The organism is Cupriavidus sp. GW821-FHT07C08, from assembly GCF_059419025.1.
Genome location: NZ_JBWKQZ010000002.1, coordinates 51,601 through 72,893, shown reverse-complemented (window position 1 = coordinate 72,893; position 21,293 = coordinate 51,601). Strand labels below are relative to the sequence as shown.

Here is a 21,293-nt window from a genome sequence, read left to right as displayed (position 1 = left end):
CTCTCGCAGAGCAGGGTGGTCTTCGACTGGGTCTGCGGGCCGCAGCCGATCCTTCGGGCACCCGAGCACTGATTGATACCGGCATCAATTGGGCGTCTAATGGCCCATAAGGCGGGCCGGAGTGGTCGAGAGGTTATATGCGCTGCACAAAATGTGGGTTCGAGAATCCCATAGCGGCAAAATTCTGCGAAGAATGCGGCGCCAAGCTGACATGCGTCTGTCCACGCTGCGGCCACGAGTCGAGCCCAACAGCCAAGTATTGCAGTGAGTGTGGCGCGTCTCTAAGTGCAACCCCGCTTGCGGAGTCTGCTGCCCCGGTTCATTACACGCCACCCCACTTGGCCGAGCGCATCCTGGCCGAACAGGCAACGCTGGAGGCCAGGGGGGAGAGCGCGGGCGAGCGCAAAACGATCACGGCGCTGTTTGCCGACATGGCCGGATCGACTGCGTTGATCCACGACCTGGATCCCGAAGAAGCACGCCATCTCATTGACCCTGTGGTGGCACTTATGATGGAGGCCGTGCATCACTACGAGGGCTACGTCGCCAAGTCCCTGGGCGACGGGATCCTGGCGCTGTTCGGTGCGCCGATTGCCCATGAGGACCATCCTCAGCGAGCGTTGTATGCGGCACTACGCATGCAGGACGCGATGCGCCGCCATGCCGACCGTGTTCGCCTGGAACGGGGTATTGCACTGCAAATTCGGGTTGGCATTCACACGGGCGAAGTGGTGGTCCGCTCGATCCGCAAGGACGACCTGCGTACCGACTACGACCCGGTGGGGCATACGATTCACATTGCATCCCGGATGGAGTCGATGGCCGCGCTCTCGTCCATCCTGGTGAGCGAATCGACATATCGATTGACCGATGGATACTTTGATTTCAAGGCATTGGGGGCGATTCAGGTCAAGGGAATCCCCAAGCCGCTCGATGTCTACGAGGTCCTGGGCCTCGGCCCGCTGCGGACCCGGCTGCAGGTGGCGGCACATCGGGGCCTGGCCCGGTTCGTGGGCCGCCAGGCTGAACTGGACCATATGCACCACGCGTTCAGGGAAGCGGCGGCGGGGCAGGGCCAGATCGTCGGCGTGGTGGGCGAGGCCGGGATAGGGAAGTCACGACTGTTCCACGAGTTCAAGGCGCGTTCGCAGCGCGGCTGCCTTGTGCTGGAAACCTTCTCGGTTTCTCACGGCAGGGCCTTTGCCTATTTGCCGCTGATAGAACTCTTGAGGAATTACTTCCAGATTAATGCGCAGGATGAGGAGCGGGAGTGTCGGGAGAAGGTTACCGGTAGGGTCCTCACGCTTGAGCGCGGTCTGGAGGATCTGGTGCCCTACCTGCTCTATCTGCTAGGTATCAACGAGCAAGGCTCGGCGCTGGGCGACATGGACGCCAGTATCCGGCGCGAGCGTACCTTTGATGCGATCACGCGCCTGCTGGTGCGCGAAAGCCTGAATCAGCCGATCGAGCTCCTGTTCGAGGACCTGCAATGGCTGGACGCCGAGACGGAGGCGTTCCTCACATTCTTGGCGGAGCGCCTGGCGGATGCCCGCATCCTTCTCCTGGTGAACTACCGGCCCGAGTACCAACCGACTTGGGGCCCAAAGTGCCGCCACACCCAACTCGTGCTGGCGCCCTTGGGGCCGGCCGAAGCGCAGGGTTTGCTCAGTACCCTGTTGGGCGATGATCCCGGACTCGCCTCTCTCAAGCAGAGAATCCTGGAAAAGACCGAGGGCAATCCGTTTTTCATCGAGGAGGTAGTCCAGACACTGGCCGAGGAGAAGGCGCTGCTGGGCGTGCCCGGAAACTACCGAATCGAGAAGACGCCCGCCAGCTTGCACATTCCGACAACGGTGCAAGGGGTGCTCGCCGCCCGCATCGACCGGCTTCCCCTGGCGGAGAAGGCGCTGCTGCAAACGCTTGCGGTGATTGGCAAAGGGTTCCCTCTGAGCCTGATTCGGCAGGTTGTCGGGCAGCCGGAAGATGAGCTTCGTCGTTTACTATCCCGCCTCGAGACTGGCGAGTTCATCTACGAGCTGCCAGCCTTCCCTGAGGTGGAGTATTCGTTCAAGCACGGCCTTACGCAGGAGGTCGCCGGCCGCTCCCTGCTTACGGAGCAGCGCATTGCGCTACATGAACGCACGGCCCAAGCTATCGAGGCGTTCTACCCCTCCCGGTTGATGGACTATTGCAGCGTACTGGCTCACCACTACAGCCTGAGCGGCAATATTCCGAAAGCGGTGCAATACCTGCACTGCGCGGGGCAACAGGCCCTCCAGCGCTCATCCAATTCTGAAGCGGTTCATCACCTGAACGCGGCCCTTGACCTGCTCAGGCGCCTGCCCGATTCGCCGGAACGGGGCCGCCAGGAACTCTCAGTGCAGGTTACGCTCGGGCCGGCCTTGATGGCGACGAGGGGTTACGCCGCCGCGGAGGTGGAAGCGACTTATACGCGCGCGCTCGCATTGTGTCGGCAGATTGGGGAAACTCCCCAACTTTTCCCGGTGCAACAGGGACTGCGGCTGATCTATCAGTTGCGAGCGGAGTACGAGACCGCAAGGGAAATAGGTGAGCAGTTCCTCCATGTTGCCCGGAATGCCCAGGATCCGGAACTGCTTGTGGAGGCCCATTGCGGACTTGGGGGGAGCGCATTCTGGCAAGGGGAGTTCGTTCCCGCCCGTGCTCATCAGGAGCAGGCGCTTGCCCTCTACGACCCCGAACTGCATCGTGCGCATGCTTTCATCTACGGTCTGGATCCGGGCGTCCGCGCCCTGGACTTCGCGGCTTTGAGTCTGTGGCAGCTGGGCTATCCGGATCAGGCCTGCAAAAAAAACCAAGAGGCACTTGCCCTGGCCCAAAAGATTTCCCACCCGCTTGGCTTGGCCTTCACGCTGGTCACCACGGCCATGTTTCGCCAGTTTCGACTTGAAGCGGGTTTGACCCGGGAGTACGCGGAGTCGGCAATCACGCTTTCGACCGAGCAGGGGTTTCCGCTGTACCGGGCTTGGGGAACCATCCTCCGGGGCTGGGCACTGGCAGAGCAGGGGCACGGCGAGGAGGGGATCGCTGAGATACTTCAGGGTCTGGAAGCCTACCAGGCCACAGGGGCGGCTCTGGGTCGGTCGTACTTTCTGGGGCTGCTTGCCGCAGCCTACGGGCACGCCGGACAGGTGCAGGCTGGGCTGAAAGCGCTGGACCGGGCGCTCTCGGTAGTGGAGGGGACGGGAGAGGGTTATTACGAGGCGGAACTGCATCGCCTCAAGGGAGAATTGACCCTTCGTCATCAGGGTGGTCAGTCTAAGGAGTCGCCGGGGCTACAGGAAGCAGAAGCGTGCTTTCATCAGGCAATTGCAGTGGCGCGCCACCGCGGTGCAAAATCTCCTGAGCTTCGCGCCATACTGAGCCTGGCTCGTCTTTGGCAACAACAGGGCCAGCGGGAGCCAGCCTTGCACATCTTGACTGAGATTCATGGCTTCTTCACCGAGGGGTTCGAGACTGCCGACTTGAGCCAAGCGAAAGCGCTGCTTGACGAATTGGCGCAGATCGATGGGCCATAGCGGGAATAGGTTTGATGCGCAACTGAACGTTGCGTCACGCGCAAAGGCAGCTTTTTGTACAAGATGGTCCGTGCTGGCAAGCTGACTTCCCGCTTATCGGCTTATCGTTGCGTGGGACGCAAAGCAATTACCCAGATCAGCTGGATTGTCATGTCTGTGTGGCGGCTCCAAAGTATAGCCATCACATGGAGATGCTCATGGACACCCAGCTCACACCCACTCCCCGCCCTGCCCACCCGGCGCGCCGGGCTCTGATTATCGGTGGTTCGCTCGGCGGCCTTTTCGTGGGCAATCTGCTTCGCCGCATAGGCTGGAACGTCGACATATATGAGCGTTCCGCCCATGATCTCGACAGCCGCGGCGGCGGCATTGTCCTGCAACCGGATGTGGTCGAGGTCTTCCGCCGTACCGGCGTTGACCTGAGTACCGTCGACCTTGGCGTGCGTTCCGCACATCGCACGGTCTTTCACCCGGACGGCTCGATCCAGTCCAAGCAATACGCTCCCCAGACTCAGACGTCCTGGTCGCTGATCTATACAACTCTGAAAGCGGCCTTCGGCGATGCAAATTACCATCGGGCGAAGACCCTGTCGCGGATCGAGCAGGATCAGCAAGCCGGCACTGTCACGGCATATTTCGCTGATGGCTCTAGCGAAACCGGTGACCTGCTAATTGGCGCCGACGGCGGCAATTCGGCGGTACGCCAACAGTTCTGGCCGGACCGCGTGCCAACCTACGCCGGGTATCTCGCCTGGCGCGGACTTGTTCCTGAGGACGAGATGCCGTCGACTGCGCGGGAAATGCTGCTTGGCGATTTCGGCTTTGCCAACAATACGGGTTCGCATATCCTGGGCTATCTAGTGCCGGGCGAGAACAATGATGTGCGTCCGGGACACAGGCTCTACAACTGGGTCTGGTACCGCGTTGCTGACAATCGCCTGCTAGGCGAGATCATGACTGACCGAGAAGGTCACCGTCGGGGCTACTCCATTCCCGAGGGAATGCTAGATGAACGTTGGCTGGCTCATATCCAGCGCGATGCCAGAGCGCTACTGCCACCGCCTTTCCGCGACATCGTTGAAGCGACAGCCCAGCCCTTTGCCCAGGCTATCCGCGATCTGGTGTCCGAGCACATGGTGTCGGGCAGGGTTGTCATATTGGGCGACGCCGCGTCGATCCCCCGCCCCCACACGGCGGCCAGCACCTCCAAGGCCGCAGCGAATGCGCTGGCCCTGGCCGATGCGTTGCAAGGCTCGCCGGATGATGTGCCGGCAGCGTTGGCGCGTTGGGAACCCGAGCAGATCGCGATTGGCAAGGTGCTTCGCCGACAAGGCGTAGAGGCTGGAAACTATCTGCTTTTTCATCGACGCGCCGCGGTAAGTGGTTGAATTCACGTCAGACTAGGCCCGTTGGTTCCAAGCGTCTATTGGACCAAGGCATGCGGACCAGTCGGTGGTCTTGGCCAACAAGGGAAGAGAGGCCTCCTGCGCCAGGCGGTCTCTCAAGCTAGACTCAGATAGTCCGCCCCGAGCATTCGAAGCCGCACCCGTTGCGGCACCACCATGAGCCAAGCCAAATCCAGCGACACGCCAGTCGCCTCCAACTTTCTGCGCAGCATCATCGATCAGGATCTCGCCGCTGGCACGTACGCCGGTCGCGGGGACGTGCAAGGCGATCTGCTGCCGACGGTCATCACCCGCTTCCCGCCCGAGCCCAATGGATATCTCCACATCGGTCACGCCAAGAGCATCGTCCTGAATTTCGGCCTGGCGCGCGACTACGGCGGCCGCTGCCATCTGCGCTTTGACGATACCAACCCGGTCAAGGAAGACCTCGAATACGTCGACGCGATTATCGATGCCGTACGCTGGCTCGGCTTTTCCTGGGACAACGGACAGCCCGGCGGCTCGCCGTACTTGTATTACGCCAGTGACTACTTCGATCAGCTCTATGCTTTTGCTGAGACGCTGATCGAGCGCGGTGTCGCCTACGTGGACAGCCAGAGCGCCGAGCAGATTGCCGCCAACCGTGGCAACTTCTCCGAGCCGGGCAAGCCGTCGCCGTATCGCGACCGCAGCGTCGAAGAGAATCTGCAACTCTTCCGTGATATGCGCGCCGGCAAGTACCAGGATGGCGAGCATGTGCTGCGCGCGAAGATCGATATGGCGGCGCCGAACGTCGTGATGCGCGATCCGGTGCTGTACCGCATCCGCCACGCGCGCCACTACCGGACTGGCGACAGGTGGTGCATCTACCCGATGTACGACATGACGCAATGCATTTCCGATGCGCTGGAGAACATCACCCATTCGCTGTGCACGCTCGAGTTCGAGAACAACCGCCCGCTCTATGACTGGGTGTTGGAACACCTGCGGAACGCCGGCATATTCCACGATCCGCTGCCGCACCAGTATGAATTCGCCCGCCTGAACCTGACCTATGCCATCACCAGCAAGCGCAAGCTCAAGCAGCTGGTGGACGAGCAACGCGTGGGCGGCTGGGATGATCCGCGCATGCCGACCATCGTGGGCATGCGCCGGCGCGGCTACACACCGGACGCCATCCAGCTTTTCTGCGATCGCTTGGGGGTGGCCAAGGCTGACAGCTGGATCGACATGAGCACGCTCGAAGGCGCCGTGCGGGATGACCTGGATGCCCGCGCCGCCCGCGGCGTGGCTGTGCTTGAGCCGCTCAAGCTGATCCTGGACAACTACCCCGAAGGCCAGGCCGAGGAGTGCTCGGCACCGGTCCATCCGAAGAAGCCGGAACTGGGCAAGCGCGTGTTCCCGCTCTCGCGCGAGCTGTGGATCGAGCGCGAGGACTTCAACCAGGCCCCGCCGAAGGGCTATTTCCGGCTGTTCCCGGGCAACAAGGTGCGCCTGAAGTACGGCTACGTGATCGAGTGCACCGGCGTAGACAAGGACGCCGACGGCAACGTCGTGGCCGTGCATGCCAACTACCTGCCCGACACCAAGAGCGGCACGCCGGGCGCCGACAGCGTCAAGGTCAAGGGCGTGATCCACTGGGTCAGCGCCGCCGCGGCCTACGAGTGCGAAGTGCGCCTGTACGACCGCCTGTTCAATGACCCGAACCCGGATGCCGGCGGCAAGAACTTCCTCGAGGCCCTGAACCCGGACTCCAAGAAGGTCATCACGGCCTACCTGGAACCGAGCCTGCGCGAGGCAAAGCCGGAAGACCGCTTCCAGTTCGAGCGCCACGGCTACTTCGTCGCCGATCGCGTCGATTCGCAGCCGGGCAAGCCGGTCTTCAACCGCATCGTCGGGCTGAAGGACAGCTGGGGCAGGTAAGCGCCGAGGAGACCACTACGGCTTCGCTCGAGGGGGGGTCTCCGCCCCGAGCGCCCTGTTGAGCGCAGCGCTACATATTCAGCGCCCGTTTCTGCACCGCAAGCGCTGCTTCGCGCATGACTTCGGATAGCGAGGGATGCGGGTGACTGATCATGCCGATGTCTTCCGACGCTGCCTTGAACTCGAGCGCAGCCACGGCTTCGGCGATCAGGTCCGAGGCATTGGCCGAAATGATATGGACGCCCAGCAGCTCGTCGGTCTTTGCGTCCGCAATCATCTTGATGAAACCGTCCGGGCGGCCGATGCCGAGTGCGCGGCCATTAGCCATCATCGGGAACTGGCCCGTTCGGACCTCCCGTCCTTCGGCACTCAACTGGGCCTCGGACTTGCCCACCCAGGCGATTTCCGGCTCCGTATAGATTACCCACGGAATGCAGTTGTAGTCGATGTGCGGCTTCTGCCCATCAATGATTTCCGCAACCATGACGCCTTCGTCTTCGGCCTTGTGGGCCAGCATCGGGCCGCGTACTACATCGCCAATTGCGTAGATCCCCGGCACGGACGTGCGGCACTGATCGTCAACTGGAACGAAGCCGCGCGGGTCGGAGGACAGGCCCACGGTGTCCAGTCCGAGATTGTCGGTATTGGGGACCCGGCCGATCGACACGATCAGGCGATCCGCATCAAGTTTCTGGTCGGCGCCGTCCTTGTCCGTGTAGGCAATGCTGACCCCTTTGGCGCTCGCGTCGATCTTGCCAATACTGACCCCAAGATGGATCGTCAGTCCCTGCTTCTTGAATAGCTTGGCCGCCTCCTTCGCCACGGACTCGTCGAGCGCCCCAAGGAAAGTTGGCAGCGCTTCGAGCAGGGTCACCTCGGCGCCGAGTCGCCGCCACACCGAACCAAGCTCAAGCCCGATAACGCCCGCACCGATCACCGCGAGCTTCCTGGGGACTGTGTCGAACGACAGCGCGCCCTCGTTATCCGACACGATCTTGTTATCGACGGGAACGTCAGGCAGATGACGCGCCTTGGAGCCTGTCGCAATGATGACGTTACGTGCCGTGACTGTCTTGGTGTCGTTGCCTTCGATCGCTTCCACGGCGATCACGCCGTCGGTGCCGCGACTCTTGAACTTGCCATGGCCCTTGATCCAGGTCACCTTGTTCTTGCGGAACAGGAATTCGACACCGCCCGTGAACTTGTCAACAATGGCAGCCTTTCGCTTGATCATTTGCGCAAGGTCCAGCGCCACTTCCTTGACCTTTACGCCGTGCTCGGCGAGCCCGTGCAGCGCATGTTCAAAGTGTTCCGAGGACGCGAGCAGCGCCTTGCTCGGGATGCAGCCGACGTTCAGGCAGGTGCCCCCGAGCCGGGGCTTGCCCGCGCCGTCTCTCCATTCCTCGATGCAGGCCACGGTCTTTCCCAGCTGTGCTGCGCGGATCGCCGCGATATAGCCGCCTGGGCCGGAACCGATCACGATCACGTCAAAATCAGCGTTGGCTGAAGCGGGTGCGCCGCCTCCAGCAGTCGTGTTGACCTGCGCAGCGACTGATGTGGGAGCCGGCGTTGACGTGGGCGTCGCTACAGGTGCGGAGGCAGCAGGGGCAGCCACGGTTGCCTTGCCTTCCGTATCAACCAGCGCGATCACTTCGTCGGCATGTACCGTGGCGCCATCGGGCTGGAATATTTTGGCCAGCACACCGTTGGCCGGACAGGGCACTTCGAGTGTCACCTTGTCCGTTTCCAGTTCCACCAGAATCTCGTCACGCTGGACGGCCTCGCCGGCCTTCTTTTTCCACTGAATCAGTGTTGCCTCCGAAACCGATTCAGAGAGTTGGGGCACTTTCACTTCGATCGCGGCCATGTGCTCTTCCCTTGTTTTTTGCGTGGCGAGGGTTTTTCAGTTTAGGCGAGCTTACCCTTGACGGGTAGCGACTTGTCTCGGAGGAGTGATCTCAGCCGCGATGCCCGCTCTAGGCCGTCAATGTCCGCTGAAATCTCCTCATGCTCTGCGCTATCTGTGAGACGTACTGGTCCGAAATGCCGCGGTCCGCCAGGGCTGTGTCGAGTCCCAGTATGTAGTCCGCATTAGATCCGAATACACCGGCTGCCTTCGCCGCAAGCCGTGCAACGGTAGGTACCGATGCATCGGCTTCATAAAGCGCCTGTTCGGTGTTCGCGGCAAAGACAATGGCCTGCACCTTCTCGCCATTTTCGAGCACCAGCGGGTTCCAGATCGGCCGATACACTCCGCTGCACATCTCCCTTGCCCACAGGAGGCGCAATTCGTTCAGCGCCTGATCGTCGGGCAGCCGGTACGCAACCCCTTGCGTATTCCCGCCAGGTTCCAAGCCAAGCACGCGCCCCGGCTGCTCCGGCGTACCACGCGCAGATATGGAGCGAATGCAGAAGCTGCGGCGCCATCCTTCGAGTGTGGCAGTCCGGTGCTCGTCGAAGGCGATCAATGGGTTCCAGATTAACGAACCATAGGCGAAGACCCAAATCGAACCAGCGAGGCGCGCATTGAGCGTTGCATTAAGCGATTGCTCGAGAGCAGCGTCGGTCCACGACAGGTCAGCAGGCATGGCAAGTCTGCTGCGGATACTGCCGTCGACAAGATCTTTTCGGGTCAGATTGCCCATGGGGTGCATTTCACGGAGAGTCATGGCAGCCGGCTGGCAACTTCTGCCGCGGAGAGCAGCCAGTATGGCCAGTTGGAACTTGGGACTTTCGCCGTGCCCTTGCTTGGAGATGCGGACACCCGGGGGCAGTGTCTTTCATAAGGACACTGCCCGCATTCGATCTCAGGCTGCCCCGACTTGGTCCTTGCCCGGAGTCCATGCCGTCCCTCGCACCAGTTTGCGTCCAAAGCGGTGCAGCAGGTGCGGAAAATCGGCCAGGGTCGCTGCCTGACGGTCCGCTTCACTGATTAGTTCCAGCCGGACGGCGTCGCCGGCGCGCGGGTCTACGCTAAGGGTTATCTGGTCCCCGCGCCGCAGCAGCAGGTCTTCGCCACTATCGAGCCAGTAGTCCTCTGGATCACCTTCGCGTGTCATCCACAGGTCGGTACCTGCGGCCTCGTCCACGTGGAGGCGCTGTGCCGCATGTATCGACAGCGTGGTAACTTCGCCAGGCCTCAGGGCGAACTCTGTCTTTGTGAGAAAAGCTTGCATGATGGATCTCCTGTCCGCCCCCTGTGGCGTTGTTGCCGGAGCTGTGCTGCGTCCATTCTGACTAGACAATCAAGGGGCGGAAAAGCAGAAAAGTTGGTGCGCCGGTCAAGCGAATTCTAGAGATCGCTCGGCCGCTGGCAAAACGAAATATGTTTCCAGTTGTTGATAATTTTCCTCACATAAAAAAGTGCTCGTGCGATTGGGGAACGAGGAGAGAATGGGCCTGTGGCAGTGCCAAAACGTGGCGCCCTTCCGCGTACAGGCCGACGTCCACTCAATCAATCCCCGTATCTGCTTGTCCAGCTCATGCCGCTGTCGGATAGTCGATGTAGCCGTTGGCACCGCCGCCAAAGAAGGAACTGGCATCGGGCGTGTTCAAGGCGAGGTTCTCCTTCAGGCGTACCGGCAGATCCGGATTGGCAATAAACGGGCGGCCAAAGGCAATGATGTCGGCGCGGCCGCTGGCCAGTGCGCGTTCCGCGCTCTCACTGTCGTAGCCGCCGGCGAGCATCAGCACGCCGCTGTATTCCGCACGCAGGAGCCGGATGATCGCGTCCCAGCGGGGATCGAAGTTCTCGTCCTTGACGGTCCCGACCATCGCAGGCTCGACCAGGTGCAGGTAGGCCAGCTTGCGGCTGTTGAGCTGCCGGACGATAAAGCCGAAGGTAGCCTCGGGCGTATCGTCGCCCATGCCCATGAAGCGGCCCATGGGCGTTAGCCGTACCGAAACGCGTGACGAGCCAATTTCCGCGCTGATGGCGTCAACCACCTCCAGAAGCAAACGGGCTCGATTCTCGATCGTGCCGCCGTAGGCGTCGGTGCGCTTGTTGCTGTTGGAGTTGATGAACTGGTCGAGCAGATACCCGTTGCCGGCATGAATCTCGACCCCGTCCATCCCCGCAGCGATGGCGTTGAGGGCTGCCTTCCGGTAGTCCTCGACGATGTCGCGAATTCCGCTGTCAGTCAGTTCCTGAGGAACAGGAACATCGCCCCAGACGCCGTTGCCATGCTCGTCGATGATGAATGTCTTGCCAGGAACCGGCAGGGCACTGGGCGCGACAGGCAGCGCCCCATTCGGCTGGAAGACCGGGTGCGACACGCGTCCAACATGCCAGAGTTGCAGGAAGATCGTGCCGCCCTCGTTGTGAACCGCTTTGCTGACGGCCTGCCAGGCCTCGACCTGCTCCTCGGTGTGAATTCCCGGTGTCCAGGCGTAGCCCTGGCCTTGCTGGGAAATCTGGGTTGCCTCGGTGACGATAAGCGCCGCGCCGGCGCGCTGGCGGTAATACTCGACGTTCATCGCGGTCGGGAGGTTGCCCGGCTGGCCGGCACGCGAACGGGTCAGCGGTGCCATGGCGACACGGTGGGCCAGGGTGTGGTTGCCGAGACGAATCGGATTGAAGAGATGCTTGGTCATGGTGGTTTTCCTGTAGTCGGAATGGATCGATCAGCGGGAGACTGTTCGTGCTCTGCTTGCGCTTGAATCTCGTTCGAGATTTCCTAAAGGTTAGGCGCCAACCTGTTTGAAGAGAATCGGAGTGCGACGCAAGATTGCGTTGCGTGGGCAGCAATCCGGAAGCTGTGTGTGGCCAAGGAGGACAGCCACGACAGACGGCCACGCCCTGTGGGGCATCTCCGTCTGTCGAAGCATGTGGATTCAGTGTCGCGCGATGCTCATGATGCGGTTGCCCATGCCGATTCCCCATTCAGTCATCTGCATGCCTTGCTCTAGACGGTCCTGCTCCCAGGTCCGCAGTGCGCGCCCGAGGTTGGTGACACCGTCCAACGCCTTCGCCAGGGAGACGGCGTCGGCGGCGGCCTTTGCCGTGCTGCCTGCGGTGTGGGGACGCGGGATGAACGCCGCATCGCCCGTCAGCAAGACTCGACCGAACCGCATGCGCGGCACCTGCAGGTCCTGAATCTCCTGGACGAAGATATCCTGGGTGCTTTCGATCAGGGCCTGGAATGCCGGATTGGCGTGACTGGCGCCCATCTGTCGAATCCACTCCTCCTGGTCGGCCGCAAGCGACCCGGGCGGAACAGAATGACTGCGCCGGTTCCCCTCGCGATCGGTCAGCACGCCGCCGAGCTCTGCGCCTGGCTCGGCCTTCAGGTACCAAAGCCAGTTGTAACGACGGTGACCCGGGGCGGTCGAACCGTCGACGCCGGGCACCATGTACTGCAGCATCATGGAGCCTGGGTCGTGCTGGAACACGAAGTTCTCGTAAAGCAGTGGCTTTGCGGCTTCAGGCAGTCGATTTTCTTCGATCAATCCGCGCCATACAACATAGCCCGCATAGGTCGGCGACACATCGGGGAGCATGAGCTTGCGCACAACAGAGTTCGCCCCATCCGCGCCAATCAGCAAGTCGCCGGTTTCCCGGCGCCCATCGGAGAAGGTGGCGTATACGCCATGTTCGTCCTGCTCGACGCCGGTGAGCTGGGCGCCCCGATGATAGTGCTCCTTGGGGAAGTTCTTGAGCAGTGTGGAATAGAGCGTATTCCAGGAAGTCTGAGTCTGCGGGGAATGTTGCCGCTGAATCACGTCTCCGCTTTCGTCGAGGTAGAGCCTGTCGTGGGATCGCACGCCTAAGGCCCCGTCGGGAACAATGCCTGCAAATGAAAAGGCGCGCAGCACTTCCGGCTGTAGAACGATGCCGCCCCCACGGCTGATGAGGTTTGAGGGAGAGCGCTCGAAGACTTCCACGTCCCACCCGACGGCGCGCAGCGCGGTCGCCATGAACAGCCCGCCCAGCGAACCGCCGGCGATCAGGGCCTTGCGCGGATTCCCCGCAGATATGGTTGGCCTGCCCTCGGCGGGCGCCAGCGGCTGGGCATTCGAGGATCGATTCGCGTCCATGTGTTGCTCCGATTTGCGATTGGATGGCGTGAATCGTAGAAGCGCCTGCCCGAATCCAGAATGGGGTGGCAATGCAAGGCTGTGTTGCGGGGAAGGCAAGGACACATTCTCCACGACAGTTGGAGAACCGCCTTGCACGCAGCGTTGTGGCACGAGCAATGCAGGTTTGCACGGCCATGCCATTCTGTTCATTGCCGGCACAGCCTAACCTAGCTCCATCATCAATCGCATGGAGTGGTCATGAAACCCGTTGAAATCCAGGTCACCTATGACTTCATTTGCCCGTGGTGCTGGATCGGCCATCAGAACCTCAAGCTCGCGACGCAACGCGTGAACAGCGAGGTCGCGCCCAGGATTTCCTATTCACCCTACGAGCTCAATCCGGATATGCCCAAGGCCGGCGTCGACCGCAAGGCGTACCGGACCGCGAAGTTTGGCAGCTGGTCGCGCTCCCAAAGCATGGATGCGGAGGTCGCCCTTGTAGGCAAGAGGGTGGGGTTGGCATTCAACTACGACGCAGTGGCGATCACTCCCAACACCCGGCTCGCGCACCGCCTGATGGCGTTTGCTCAGCGCACCGGCAGTGCGACTATGGTCGAGGGCTTGTTCGAGGCGATCTTCGCCGCGTATTTCTCTCGTGGCGAAAACATCGGGTTAATCGATGTGCTGGCGCCGCTGGCAGCATCCGTCGGCTTTGACGAAAAGGCCGTGCGCGATTACCTGGTGAGCGGGGAAGGGGAGGCTGAAGTCATTGCCGAGGAGATGCGCGCGAGCCTGAGTGGGGTCCGCTCAGTGCCGACGATTCGGATCGGCGATGCAATGATCGGTGGTGCGCAACCGCCGGCAGTGATGGAGCAGGCCCTGCAAGCCGCTTCTGCCAAAACATCTGCTGCACTCGAGACGCTTTGAACCTGGAGAACTGAAATGGACAAGCAAGCAACCCTTCACTATGTCTATGATCCCTATTGCGGATGGTGCTACGGGCTCGCACCTCTCGTGAGCGTTGCGGACGAGATGCCCGGCCTGAAGGTGGTCCCGCATAGCGGGGGCATGCTGGCTGGACCCCAGGCGCAGATGATGTCGCCTGAGTGGCGCGACTTCGTCCGTCCCCACGAGGAGCGCATCACTGCGCTGAGCGGGCTGAAGTTTGGCGAAGCATATCAGCAAGGCACCCAGTTTGACTATGACGTCAAGCTCGATTCCGGGCCGCCGACAGCAGCGATGCTCGCTGCGGAGTCGCTGGCCGGCGCGGGACTGAAGATGCTAAAGCGGCTCCAGACAGCCTATTACGTGGAAGGCAAGCATATTTCCGACCCAGAGGAACTGGTGCGCATTGCCGTCGAACTCGGGCTGGATGCGAAGGCATTTACCAGCGCCTACGAAGCGGCTACGCTCGGCCTTGATGAACACTTCAAGAATACGCAAGGCTTTCTTGATGCGTTGGATGGGCGCGGCTACCCGACCCTGGCAATTGAGCAGGACGGGAAAGTATCGAGGCTTCACCTGGGCCGGTATTTCGGGAAGCCAGAGCAGTTCCGCAAAGCGCTTGCAGACATGCTGACGCCTTCGAAAACCTAGCGCCAAGGAAGGCGCGCTCCGCAAGTCTGAGCAGCCTCTCCTTGGGCGGCGACTTTGCAAGGCAATTCCTTTGCCGCATGCAGGTCGCTGCCCCTCGGGCCAACTAGTAGTCAGCCCGACAGACAGTGGTTGGGGGCATTTATCGGCCAAGGCGTTGTACAAACGGCTTGTCGAGCGACAAAGAGCGGATTGTCCCTATCTTGTCGCGAGCTCGCTGGTCAATGCATCCTCCATAAGCCTGAGTCGCTTGTAGAGATACGAACGCGAGATGCCAAGCTCTTCCGCAACGCGCTTTTTGTTGCCACCAGTACGGCGCATCGCCTCCAGGATCATCTCGGACTCGACGCGCTCCATTGCTTTGCGCATGTCCGGGTTGGCGTTCTCGCCGTTCCGTGGCAGGCTACTCACGGAGCCCATTGCCAGCACCGAATCGGCGCTTTCCAGATTGCCGAAATCTGCGATGGAAAGAATCGGGCCGTCGCAGAAGATCGCAGCCCGTTCGATAGCATGCTGCAATTGCCGGACGTTGCCCGGCCATGCGCAAGATTGCAGGAAGCGGATTGCGGAGTCGGAAATCGCCTTCTTTGGCGCACCATGGCGGGTGCCAAACGCCTCCAGGAACTTGTCGGCCAACTCGGGGATATCCTCCAGCCGATCACGCAGAGCGGGCAGGCGCAATGTCACTGCGCTGATGCGATAGAACAGATCCAGGCGGAAGCTTGACTTGGCGATCATGGCACTGAAATCGCGGTTACTCGCGGAAATCAGCCGGAAGTCGGAATGCCGCGCCCGCTCCCCGCCGATACGCTCGAACTGCCCATCCTGCAGCACCCGAAGCAGCTTGACCTGCATGTCGACCGGCATGTCGCCGATCTCATCCAGGAACAGCGTACCGGTATCGGCGGCTTCGAACTTGCCTTTGCGCCCTTTGCGATCTGCGCCCGTAAAGGCGCCGGGCTCGTACCCGAACAGCTCACTTTCCACCAGGTTCGGCGGCATCGCCGCGGAGTTTACTAGCACCAGTGGCTTGTCGCTGCGCGGGCTCAGCATATGGATGGCATGGGCAACCAACTCCTTGCCCGAGCCACTTTCCCCCGCTAGCAGGACGGGTACGTCCAGCGGTGCCACGCGCAGAATGTCTTCCTTGAGCCGGCGCACCGCGTCGCTGCTCCCGACAATCTGATCCAGCCCGTAGGTACGATTTCCGATGCCGGAAAGCTCTCGGCGGTAGAAATCCAGTTCCTGACGAACTTGCGCCAACTCGGTCGTCACTGCCTGCATCGCTTCCGGCCCTTTGAACATCACCTGTCCTATCGCGGCAACGACACGCTGATTGCGATCCAGGACCGGCAGGCGCGACACCACGCGCTTGATGCCGTTCATTTCCTGTAGCTGGCCAACCTGACCTTTGCCAGTCACCGCGACCTCTTGCAGCTTCGTATTCTCGATCACGGTGGTGACATGCCGACCCAGAGCCTCGCCGCGCTTGAGGCCAAAGAACCGTTCATGGACCGGGCTCATGTACGTGATCTTGCCCGCGGTGTCCACCACCACCATGGCCTTGTAGGGATCGGTGATGAAGTGGCGAAGAATGTCTTCCGCCGAGTCGACAGTCGCCAGGAATTCGCTCAGCTCGTTGGCTTCCTGTAAGGCAAAGATCAGGAAGCACACCGCGTCCCGTGATGGAATGGCGGCGATTGTCATGGGGTGTTCCAAATCGGTCATGGCAGACACGCGCTTGAGAGGAGTCCGCATGCGGTCCTGCCAAAGGCGGACGAGGTGACCCGCGATCAAGGCGTCGTGCCCGAGTCCGCTGGCGAACTTCATGGTCCCGTCCGCATCGAGAACGAGGATGCCTTCTGCTTCACGCTTCATTGTCTCTCACCATGGTCACGAGTCGCCGTCATGGACTCCACTGCGTCAATTGCCATTGCCGGGCGTTGCCGGCCGCCCGCTGCTTTGAGCGGTGCGGCCTATTAATTATCGTGCGAAAATTAACATCGGTGCCAGAGTGTTAGGGTAATTACTACCCTGCGATGGGAGCCTCACTCCGCATTCTGACCATATGTAATCGATCGATCACCAATGTGTGGCCGTAGATGCTGGGTAGAATCTGATCATTGATGTTGGGCGTGCAGACTGACCATGTGCATCCAGGACCCGTCATGGACTTGCGACAACTACCAAATCTGAGCTCTCTGAAGGTATTCGAGGCCGCAGCCCGCCTGGAGAGCTTCTCGCGGGCTGCGGAAGAACTGTTCGTCACCCACAGTGCCGTCAGTCATCAGATCCGTTCACTGGAAGCCGACCTTGGCATCGCGCTGTTCAAGCGGGATGGCAGGCGAATAACGTTGACCGATCGCGGGCGGCGCTATGCGGAACAAATCCGGTCTTCTCTGTTCGATATCGCGTCGGCAACCGAGTCGATGCGCTCGGGTGATCGCGAAAAGCGTCTTGTGATCAGCTTGCTCCCATCGTTTGCCGCGCGCTGGTTGACGCCCCGCATTGGACGCTTCATCGAGCAGTACCCCGAACTCGACGTCGAACTGCAGTCCACGCATACGCTCACCGATTTCAACCGTGATGACGTCGATGTCGTGCTGCGTTTCGGGGACGGCAATTATCCGGAGCTATTCGTCGAGCCGCTGCTCGACGAGGTCTTTTTCCCGGCCTGTGCCCCAACGTTCAATGGCGGGAACTTGCCAAAGACGCCTGAAGACCTGGCTGGCGTGACCTTACTACGCCACGACTACGAGATGTGGAGGGCCTGGTTCCTGGCCGCGGGCCTGGAAGGATGGACAGAACCGCGACGCGGCGTGCTGTATCAGGATGCGTCGCACCTGATACAGGCGTCGATGGATGGTCAGGGCGTTGCGCTGGTGCGGCGCTCGTTGGCCATGCAGGACGTCGTCAATGGACGCCTCGTCCGCTTGTTCGACATCGATGCGGCTAGCCCGTGGGCCTATTGGTTCATCTGCCCCCAACCCTTGCTGGAGACATTCAGGGTCCAGGCGCTGCGTAAGTGGCTACATGAGGAAACTCGGCAATTTCAGGCGATGTACGCGCGAAGCCCGCACGCTGTGGGGAAAGCGGGGAAAGCCGGTGAGGTGATGCGACAAGCAAAGAAGGAGCATAGCCGCGAAGCCCCGAGCCAGGATACTGATCAACGCATCAGCTGACACAGGCGGCGCTGGCGGAGGACCTGAGGGTAACGCCTTCCGATGGATTCTGGGAAGGCTCCAATCCGCCGAATGCAATCCGCATTTCGCTGGGCGGCGCCCAGGACCGCGCACAGTTATCGCAGGCATTGCGCAAACTGGCAGCATTACTGGAGCGCAGGCCGACGCCAGGGGCCGGAGCTGGTCCCGAATGCTGCCAAAGCACTACGCGGCGCCGGGCGGCCAGAGCATCACGCCTTGCCTTTGATGCAACGCAGCGTTGCACGCCACCGTCATTCACCGCGCAGAGTCGCCGGACTATCCTTGGTCACCAGATCAGATACCAGGGAAATTCGGAATGGACACGCAAACACACTCAGGAACCAGCGGTCGCTGGGCCAACACGCAGTTCCTTGTCATGGCCTACACGCTGAGCGCCATCATGGCCGGTGCAACCGTCGCCAGCCCGTTATATCCCATATATGAAGAAGTGTTTCATATCGGGCCGGGCGGCGTGACGATTGCCTATACCGCTTACATGGTCGGCACGCTGTTGGCATTGCTGTTTCTCGGTCATCTCAGCGACCATCTTGGCCATATCCGGACGTTGCGGGTGGCAGCGACACTCGCACTTGCCGGACTCGTCCTTTCCGGAGTCGCTCCGGATCTTCTGATTCTTTCGATCGGGCGTTTCACAATCGGAGTCGCCGCAGGCATTGCTTCCACGTCAGCGACGGCCGGACTGGTAGCGGCTTCGCCGCCAAACCGACTGAGGCAAGCTTCATCGATCGGGTCATTGATGACCATTGTCGGCCTAGGCCTAGGACCACTGGTTGGTGGTTTTATCGCGCAAGACTTGCCATTCCCGCTGCACCTGCCTTACGGCGTGCTGGGCGGTGCGCTGTTGCTGGCTCTTGTGGCATTGGGCAGCCAGAGACACGGGCAACCTTCAACAATCGCCGGCTTCTTTCCGCGTCTACGCTTTCATTTGCCCGACATGCATCAGGTCAAGCAATTTGCCACGGTGGCGGTCATCGCGTTTATTGGCTACACCCTTTTCAGTCTCTTTGCATCACTGGCGCCTTCATTCTTTGATACCTTTCTTCCATGGGACGGGCCGGCCGTTGGCGGCATTGGGGTCGCCATGCTCTTTGCGGCATCAGCGGCTGCTCAAGTTACGTTCACTGGGATCGATCCTAAAAGAGGGCTTGTGGTGGGTTCCCTTCTCGTGACCGCCGCCCTGGCGATGCTGGCAGCATCAGTGAAGTTTTCCTCCGGGTTGTTGTTCATCGCAAGCGATGTACTCGGTGGATTCGGTCAGGGCCTTACCTTCATGTCCGCTCTGCTGGTCGTCAATGCCATGACGACGTCTGTGCGCCGGGCAGGAATGATTTCATCCTTCTTCACTATTGCCTATCTCGGCGGCATTGTTCCCGTGCTTGGTCTTGGGGTTGCAGCAGACCGGCTGGGGCTTGACGCGTCTCTGATTGGACTATCGATCCTCATGGCTGCCATCGCTGGTACGCTCACTTTCGCCGCGCAGCGTCTGGTTTCCAATGTTCAGTGTCACAGCCGCTAGAACGACGAACTCACTGATTGCCCACGCTCGCGCAGTTTGACGACTTCGCGAGCATTATCGTTCGTGCAGGCCTGTCAGGCAGTACGCGTTTCCATTGTACCGAACGCACATGGCCCAGTCTTCCACGCAATCATCGATGGTCAAGTTTTACTCACAAGACGACAAAGAAAGTTCATTTTGCCGGCGCAGACGGCATGGCTATCATCTGTACATCCCTAGTCATCAGGAGAACGCGGGTAATGACCACCGCTGAAGGAACTTGCCACTGGGGCATCCTAGGCTCTGCGAGCATCGCAAAGAAGAACTGGCATGCAATCATTAATGCCGGTAACAGCCGTATTGTCGCGGTCGGTAGCCGCTCGGCTGAGAGCGCACAACGGTTCATCGATGAATGTCAGGCGTCGGTGCCCACGCCTTACGCCGTGGAAGCAGTCGAAGGGTACGAGGCGCTGATCGCGCGTCAGGACATCGACGCCCTCTATATTCCGCTTCCGACCGCCGTCCGGACCGAATGGGCGGTCAAAGCGGCGCAGGCAGGCAAGCATATCGTGATCGAGAAGCCTTGCGGTATCACGGCGGCCGACCTGCAGCGGATCATCGATGCGGCCAACGCCTCCGGCGTGCAGGTAATGGACGGCGTCATGTTCCAGCACTCGACGCGCTTGCAGGCGATGCGCTCAGTGCTTGATGACGGCATCAGTGTTGGCGAGATTCGCCGTATTGCCACGCATTTCAGCTTCATTGGAGATGACGGATGGATTCAGCGCAACTGCCTGACGGAACCAGCCGGCTGCCTTGGTGATGTGGGTTGGTACAACATTCGGCTTATCCTCTTCGCCCTGAACTACGACCTGCCTGTTGAAGTGCGTGGCCGCATCCTGCAAGGCGTGCAACGACCCGACGGCTCAGGTGTGACGCCTGTCGAATTCTCGGGTGAACTGTTCTTTGGCAATGGGGTTTCGGCGACGCTCTACAACGCTTTCAACACCAGCCGCCAGCAGTGGGCCTACATCAGCGGATTGAATGGCTACTTGCACCTGAAGGACTTTGTATTGCCGCACTACGGAAATGAGATCTCGTTTACGGTAGGCAACGACAGCTTCGGCGGGAACGGATGCTTCTTCAACCTGGAGAAACACGAGCGTACGATCTCGCTGCCGGAGTACAGCAACAACCACACGACCGCGCAGGAGTCGAACCTGTACCGGACGTTCGCCGAACTCGTCCTGTCGGGTAAACGCGATCCGTTCTGGCCAGAGGTGGCGCAGAAAACGCAGCGCGTCCTGGATGCGCTGCTGGAATCCGCCAACGCTGGCGGCGTCTCCATCATGCTGTCCTGAATTCAGCCAAGCTCGCCAAGCCGAGAGGAGGGATCTGCATATGTCTGCCAGATTGCAGCTCTACGTAGATGCTAACTTCGTCAGCCCATTTGCAATGCCGGTGTTTGTTGCCCTGCACGAGAAGGGGTTGCCATTTGACCTATGCACCATCGACCTCGGCAGGAAAGCGCAGCATACGCCCGCCTATGCAGCCGCGTCACTGACAAGCAAGGTGCCTACTCTGGTCCATGGTGAATTCGCGTTGTCCGAGTCTTCCGCCATTACGGAGTACATCGACGAGGTGTTCGCGGGGACAGCGCTATATCCCCGAGATCCGCAGCAGCGGGCGCGGGCGCGGCAGGTCCAGTCGTGGCTGCGTACGGACCTGATGCCGCTCAGGCGTGCCCGTACGTCGGACAGGCTCTTCTGCAAGACTTGGGCAGAGCCCTTGGATAGCGAAGCAGAAGAGGCTGCGAACAAGCTGTTCGCCATCGCTGACAGGCTGGTCCCTGCCGGCGCGCCACAACTGTTCGGTGAATGGAGTGTGGCCGACCTGGAGCTGGCCATCATGCTCAATCGCCTGATCCTGAGTGGCGATCCTGTTCCGCAACGACTGGTCGACTACGCTGGGCACCAGTGGCAACGACCGTCCGTGCAACGCTGGATCAATTTGAAACGGCCGGCTCCCGACCCGCTGCCTGTGTACAGGCATGAGTGAATCTGCCGGTGTGACATCGACAGACCCGTTGCCACCCGGA

15 protein-coding genes and 1 pseudogene are annotated in these 21,293 nt (G+C 60.8%); 9 read left to right on the top strand and 7 right to left on the bottom strand.

The annotated features are described in order from the left end of the window. Window positions 1-137 precede the first annotated feature (137 nt). From AC07UK_RS03500 to AC07UK_RS03490, 3 genes are all read left to right on the top strand, one after another. A complete protein-coding gene (locus AC07UK_RS03500; RefSeq protein WP_081050230.1) occupies window positions 138-3,557 on the top strand; it encodes an adenylate/guanylate cyclase domain-containing protein in 3,420 nt (1,139 codons plus the stop codon). A gap of 197 nt (window positions 3,558-3,754) precedes the next feature. Then, window positions 3,755-4,945: an FAD binding domain-containing protein gene (locus AC07UK_RS03495; protein ID WP_058697677.1), complete on the top strand. Its 1,191-nt coding sequence runs from the start codon at window positions 3,755-3,757 to the stop codon at window positions 4,943-4,945. A gap of 174 nt (window positions 4,946-5,119) precedes the next feature. Further along, on the top strand, window positions 5,120-6,865 hold the full coding sequence (locus AC07UK_RS03490; RefSeq protein WP_058697601.1) for a glutamine--tRNA ligase/YqeY domain fusion protein: 1,746 nt from the start codon (window positions 5,120-5,122) through the stop codon (window positions 6,863-6,865). Between the two features lie 70 nt (window positions 6,866-6,935). Here the strand turns inward: AC07UK_RS03490 and lpdA are convergent, their stop codons facing one another. The 6 genes and pseudogenes from lpdA to AC07UK_RS03460 form a co-directional block, all read right to left on the bottom strand. Next, window positions 6,936-8,351: a dihydrolipoyl dehydrogenase gene (gene lpdA / locus AC07UK_RS03485; protein ID WP_058697678.1), complete on the bottom strand. Its 1,416-nt coding sequence runs from the start codon at window positions 8,349-8,351 to the stop codon at window positions 6,936-6,938. Window positions 8,352-8,519: 168 nt separating this feature from the next. Continuing rightward, window positions 8,520-8,732: pseudogene (locus AC07UK_RS03480) on the bottom strand (biotin/lipoyl-containing protein); the annotation flags it as partial. 109 nt (window positions 8,733-8,841) lie between these two features. Continuing rightward, a complete protein-coding gene (locus AC07UK_RS03475) occupies window positions 8,842-9,510 on the bottom strand; it encodes a gamma-glutamylcyclotransferase (protein ID WP_058697679.1) in 669 nt (222 codons plus the stop codon). A gap of 162 nt (window positions 9,511-9,672) precedes the next feature. Next, window positions 9,673-10,041 (bottom strand): DUF2917 domain-containing protein, encoded by a 369-nt coding sequence (locus AC07UK_RS03470; RefSeq protein ID WP_058697602.1) that lies wholly within the window; start codon window positions 10,039-10,041, stop codon window positions 9,673-9,675. Window positions 10,042-10,345: 304 nt separating this feature from the next. Then, entirely contained in the window at window positions 10,346-11,458 is a 1,113-nt protein-coding gene (locus tag AC07UK_RS03465; protein WP_058697603.1) for an alkene reductase, read from the bottom strand. A 240-nt stretch (window positions 11,459-11,698) separates the two neighbouring features. Further along, window positions 11,699-12,901, bottom strand: coding sequence for an FAD binding domain-containing protein (locus AC07UK_RS03460; RefSeq protein WP_081050232.1), 1,203 nt, complete (start codon window positions 12,899-12,901; stop codon window positions 11,699-11,701). 240 nt (window positions 12,902-13,141) lie between these two features. Between AC07UK_RS03460 and AC07UK_RS03455 the strand changes: the two genes are divergently transcribed. Together AC07UK_RS03455 and AC07UK_RS03450 are read left to right on the top strand one after the other, a co-directional pair. Continuing rightward, on the top strand, window positions 13,142-13,810 hold the full coding sequence (locus AC07UK_RS03455; protein ID WP_058697604.1) for a DsbA family oxidoreductase: 669 nt from the start codon (window positions 13,142-13,144) through the stop codon (window positions 13,808-13,810). A gap of 15 nt (window positions 13,811-13,825) precedes the next feature. Beyond that, window positions 13,826-14,479: a DsbA family protein gene (locus AC07UK_RS03450; RefSeq protein WP_058697605.1), complete on the top strand. Its 654-nt coding sequence runs from the start codon at window positions 13,826-13,828 to the stop codon at window positions 14,477-14,479. Window positions 14,480-14,674: 195 nt separating this feature from the next. Here AC07UK_RS03450 and AC07UK_RS03445 read toward each other — a convergent pair whose 3' ends face one another. Next, on the bottom strand, window positions 14,675-16,354 hold the full coding sequence (locus AC07UK_RS03445) for a sigma-54 interaction domain-containing protein (RefSeq protein ID WP_058697606.1): 1,680 nt from the start codon (window positions 16,352-16,354) through the stop codon (window positions 14,675-14,677). Between the two features lie 290 nt (window positions 16,355-16,644). Between AC07UK_RS03445 and AC07UK_RS03440 the strand changes: the two genes are divergently transcribed. The 4 genes from AC07UK_RS03440 to yfcF all read left to right on the top strand — a co-directional run bounded on the left by AC07UK_RS03440 (window position 16,645) and on the right by yfcF (window position 21,253). Next, the gene (locus tag AC07UK_RS03440) at window positions 16,645-17,658 is read left to right on the top strand and encodes a transcriptional regulator GcvA (RefSeq protein ID WP_233528046.1); all 1,014 of its coding nucleotides are present in this window, start codon (window positions 16,645-16,647) and stop codon (window positions 17,656-17,658) included. 337 nt (window positions 17,659-17,995) lie between these two features. Next, the gene (locus tag AC07UK_RS03435; protein WP_058697607.1) at window positions 17,996-19,216 is read left to right on the top strand and encodes an MFS transporter; all 1,221 of its coding nucleotides are present in this window, start codon (window positions 17,996-17,998) and stop codon (window positions 19,214-19,216) included. A gap of 239 nt (window positions 19,217-19,455) precedes the next feature. Continuing rightward, the gene (locus tag AC07UK_RS03430; RefSeq protein ID WP_058697608.1) at window positions 19,456-20,556 is read left to right on the top strand and encodes a Gfo/Idh/MocA family protein; all 1,101 of its coding nucleotides are present in this window, start codon (window positions 19,456-19,458) and stop codon (window positions 20,554-20,556) included. Window positions 20,557-20,596: 40 nt separating this feature from the next. After that, entirely contained in the window at window positions 20,597-21,253 is a 657-nt protein-coding gene (yfcF, locus tag AC07UK_RS03425) for a glutathione transferase (RefSeq protein ID WP_058697609.1), read from the top strand. Window positions 21,254-21,293 lie beyond the last annotated feature (40 nt).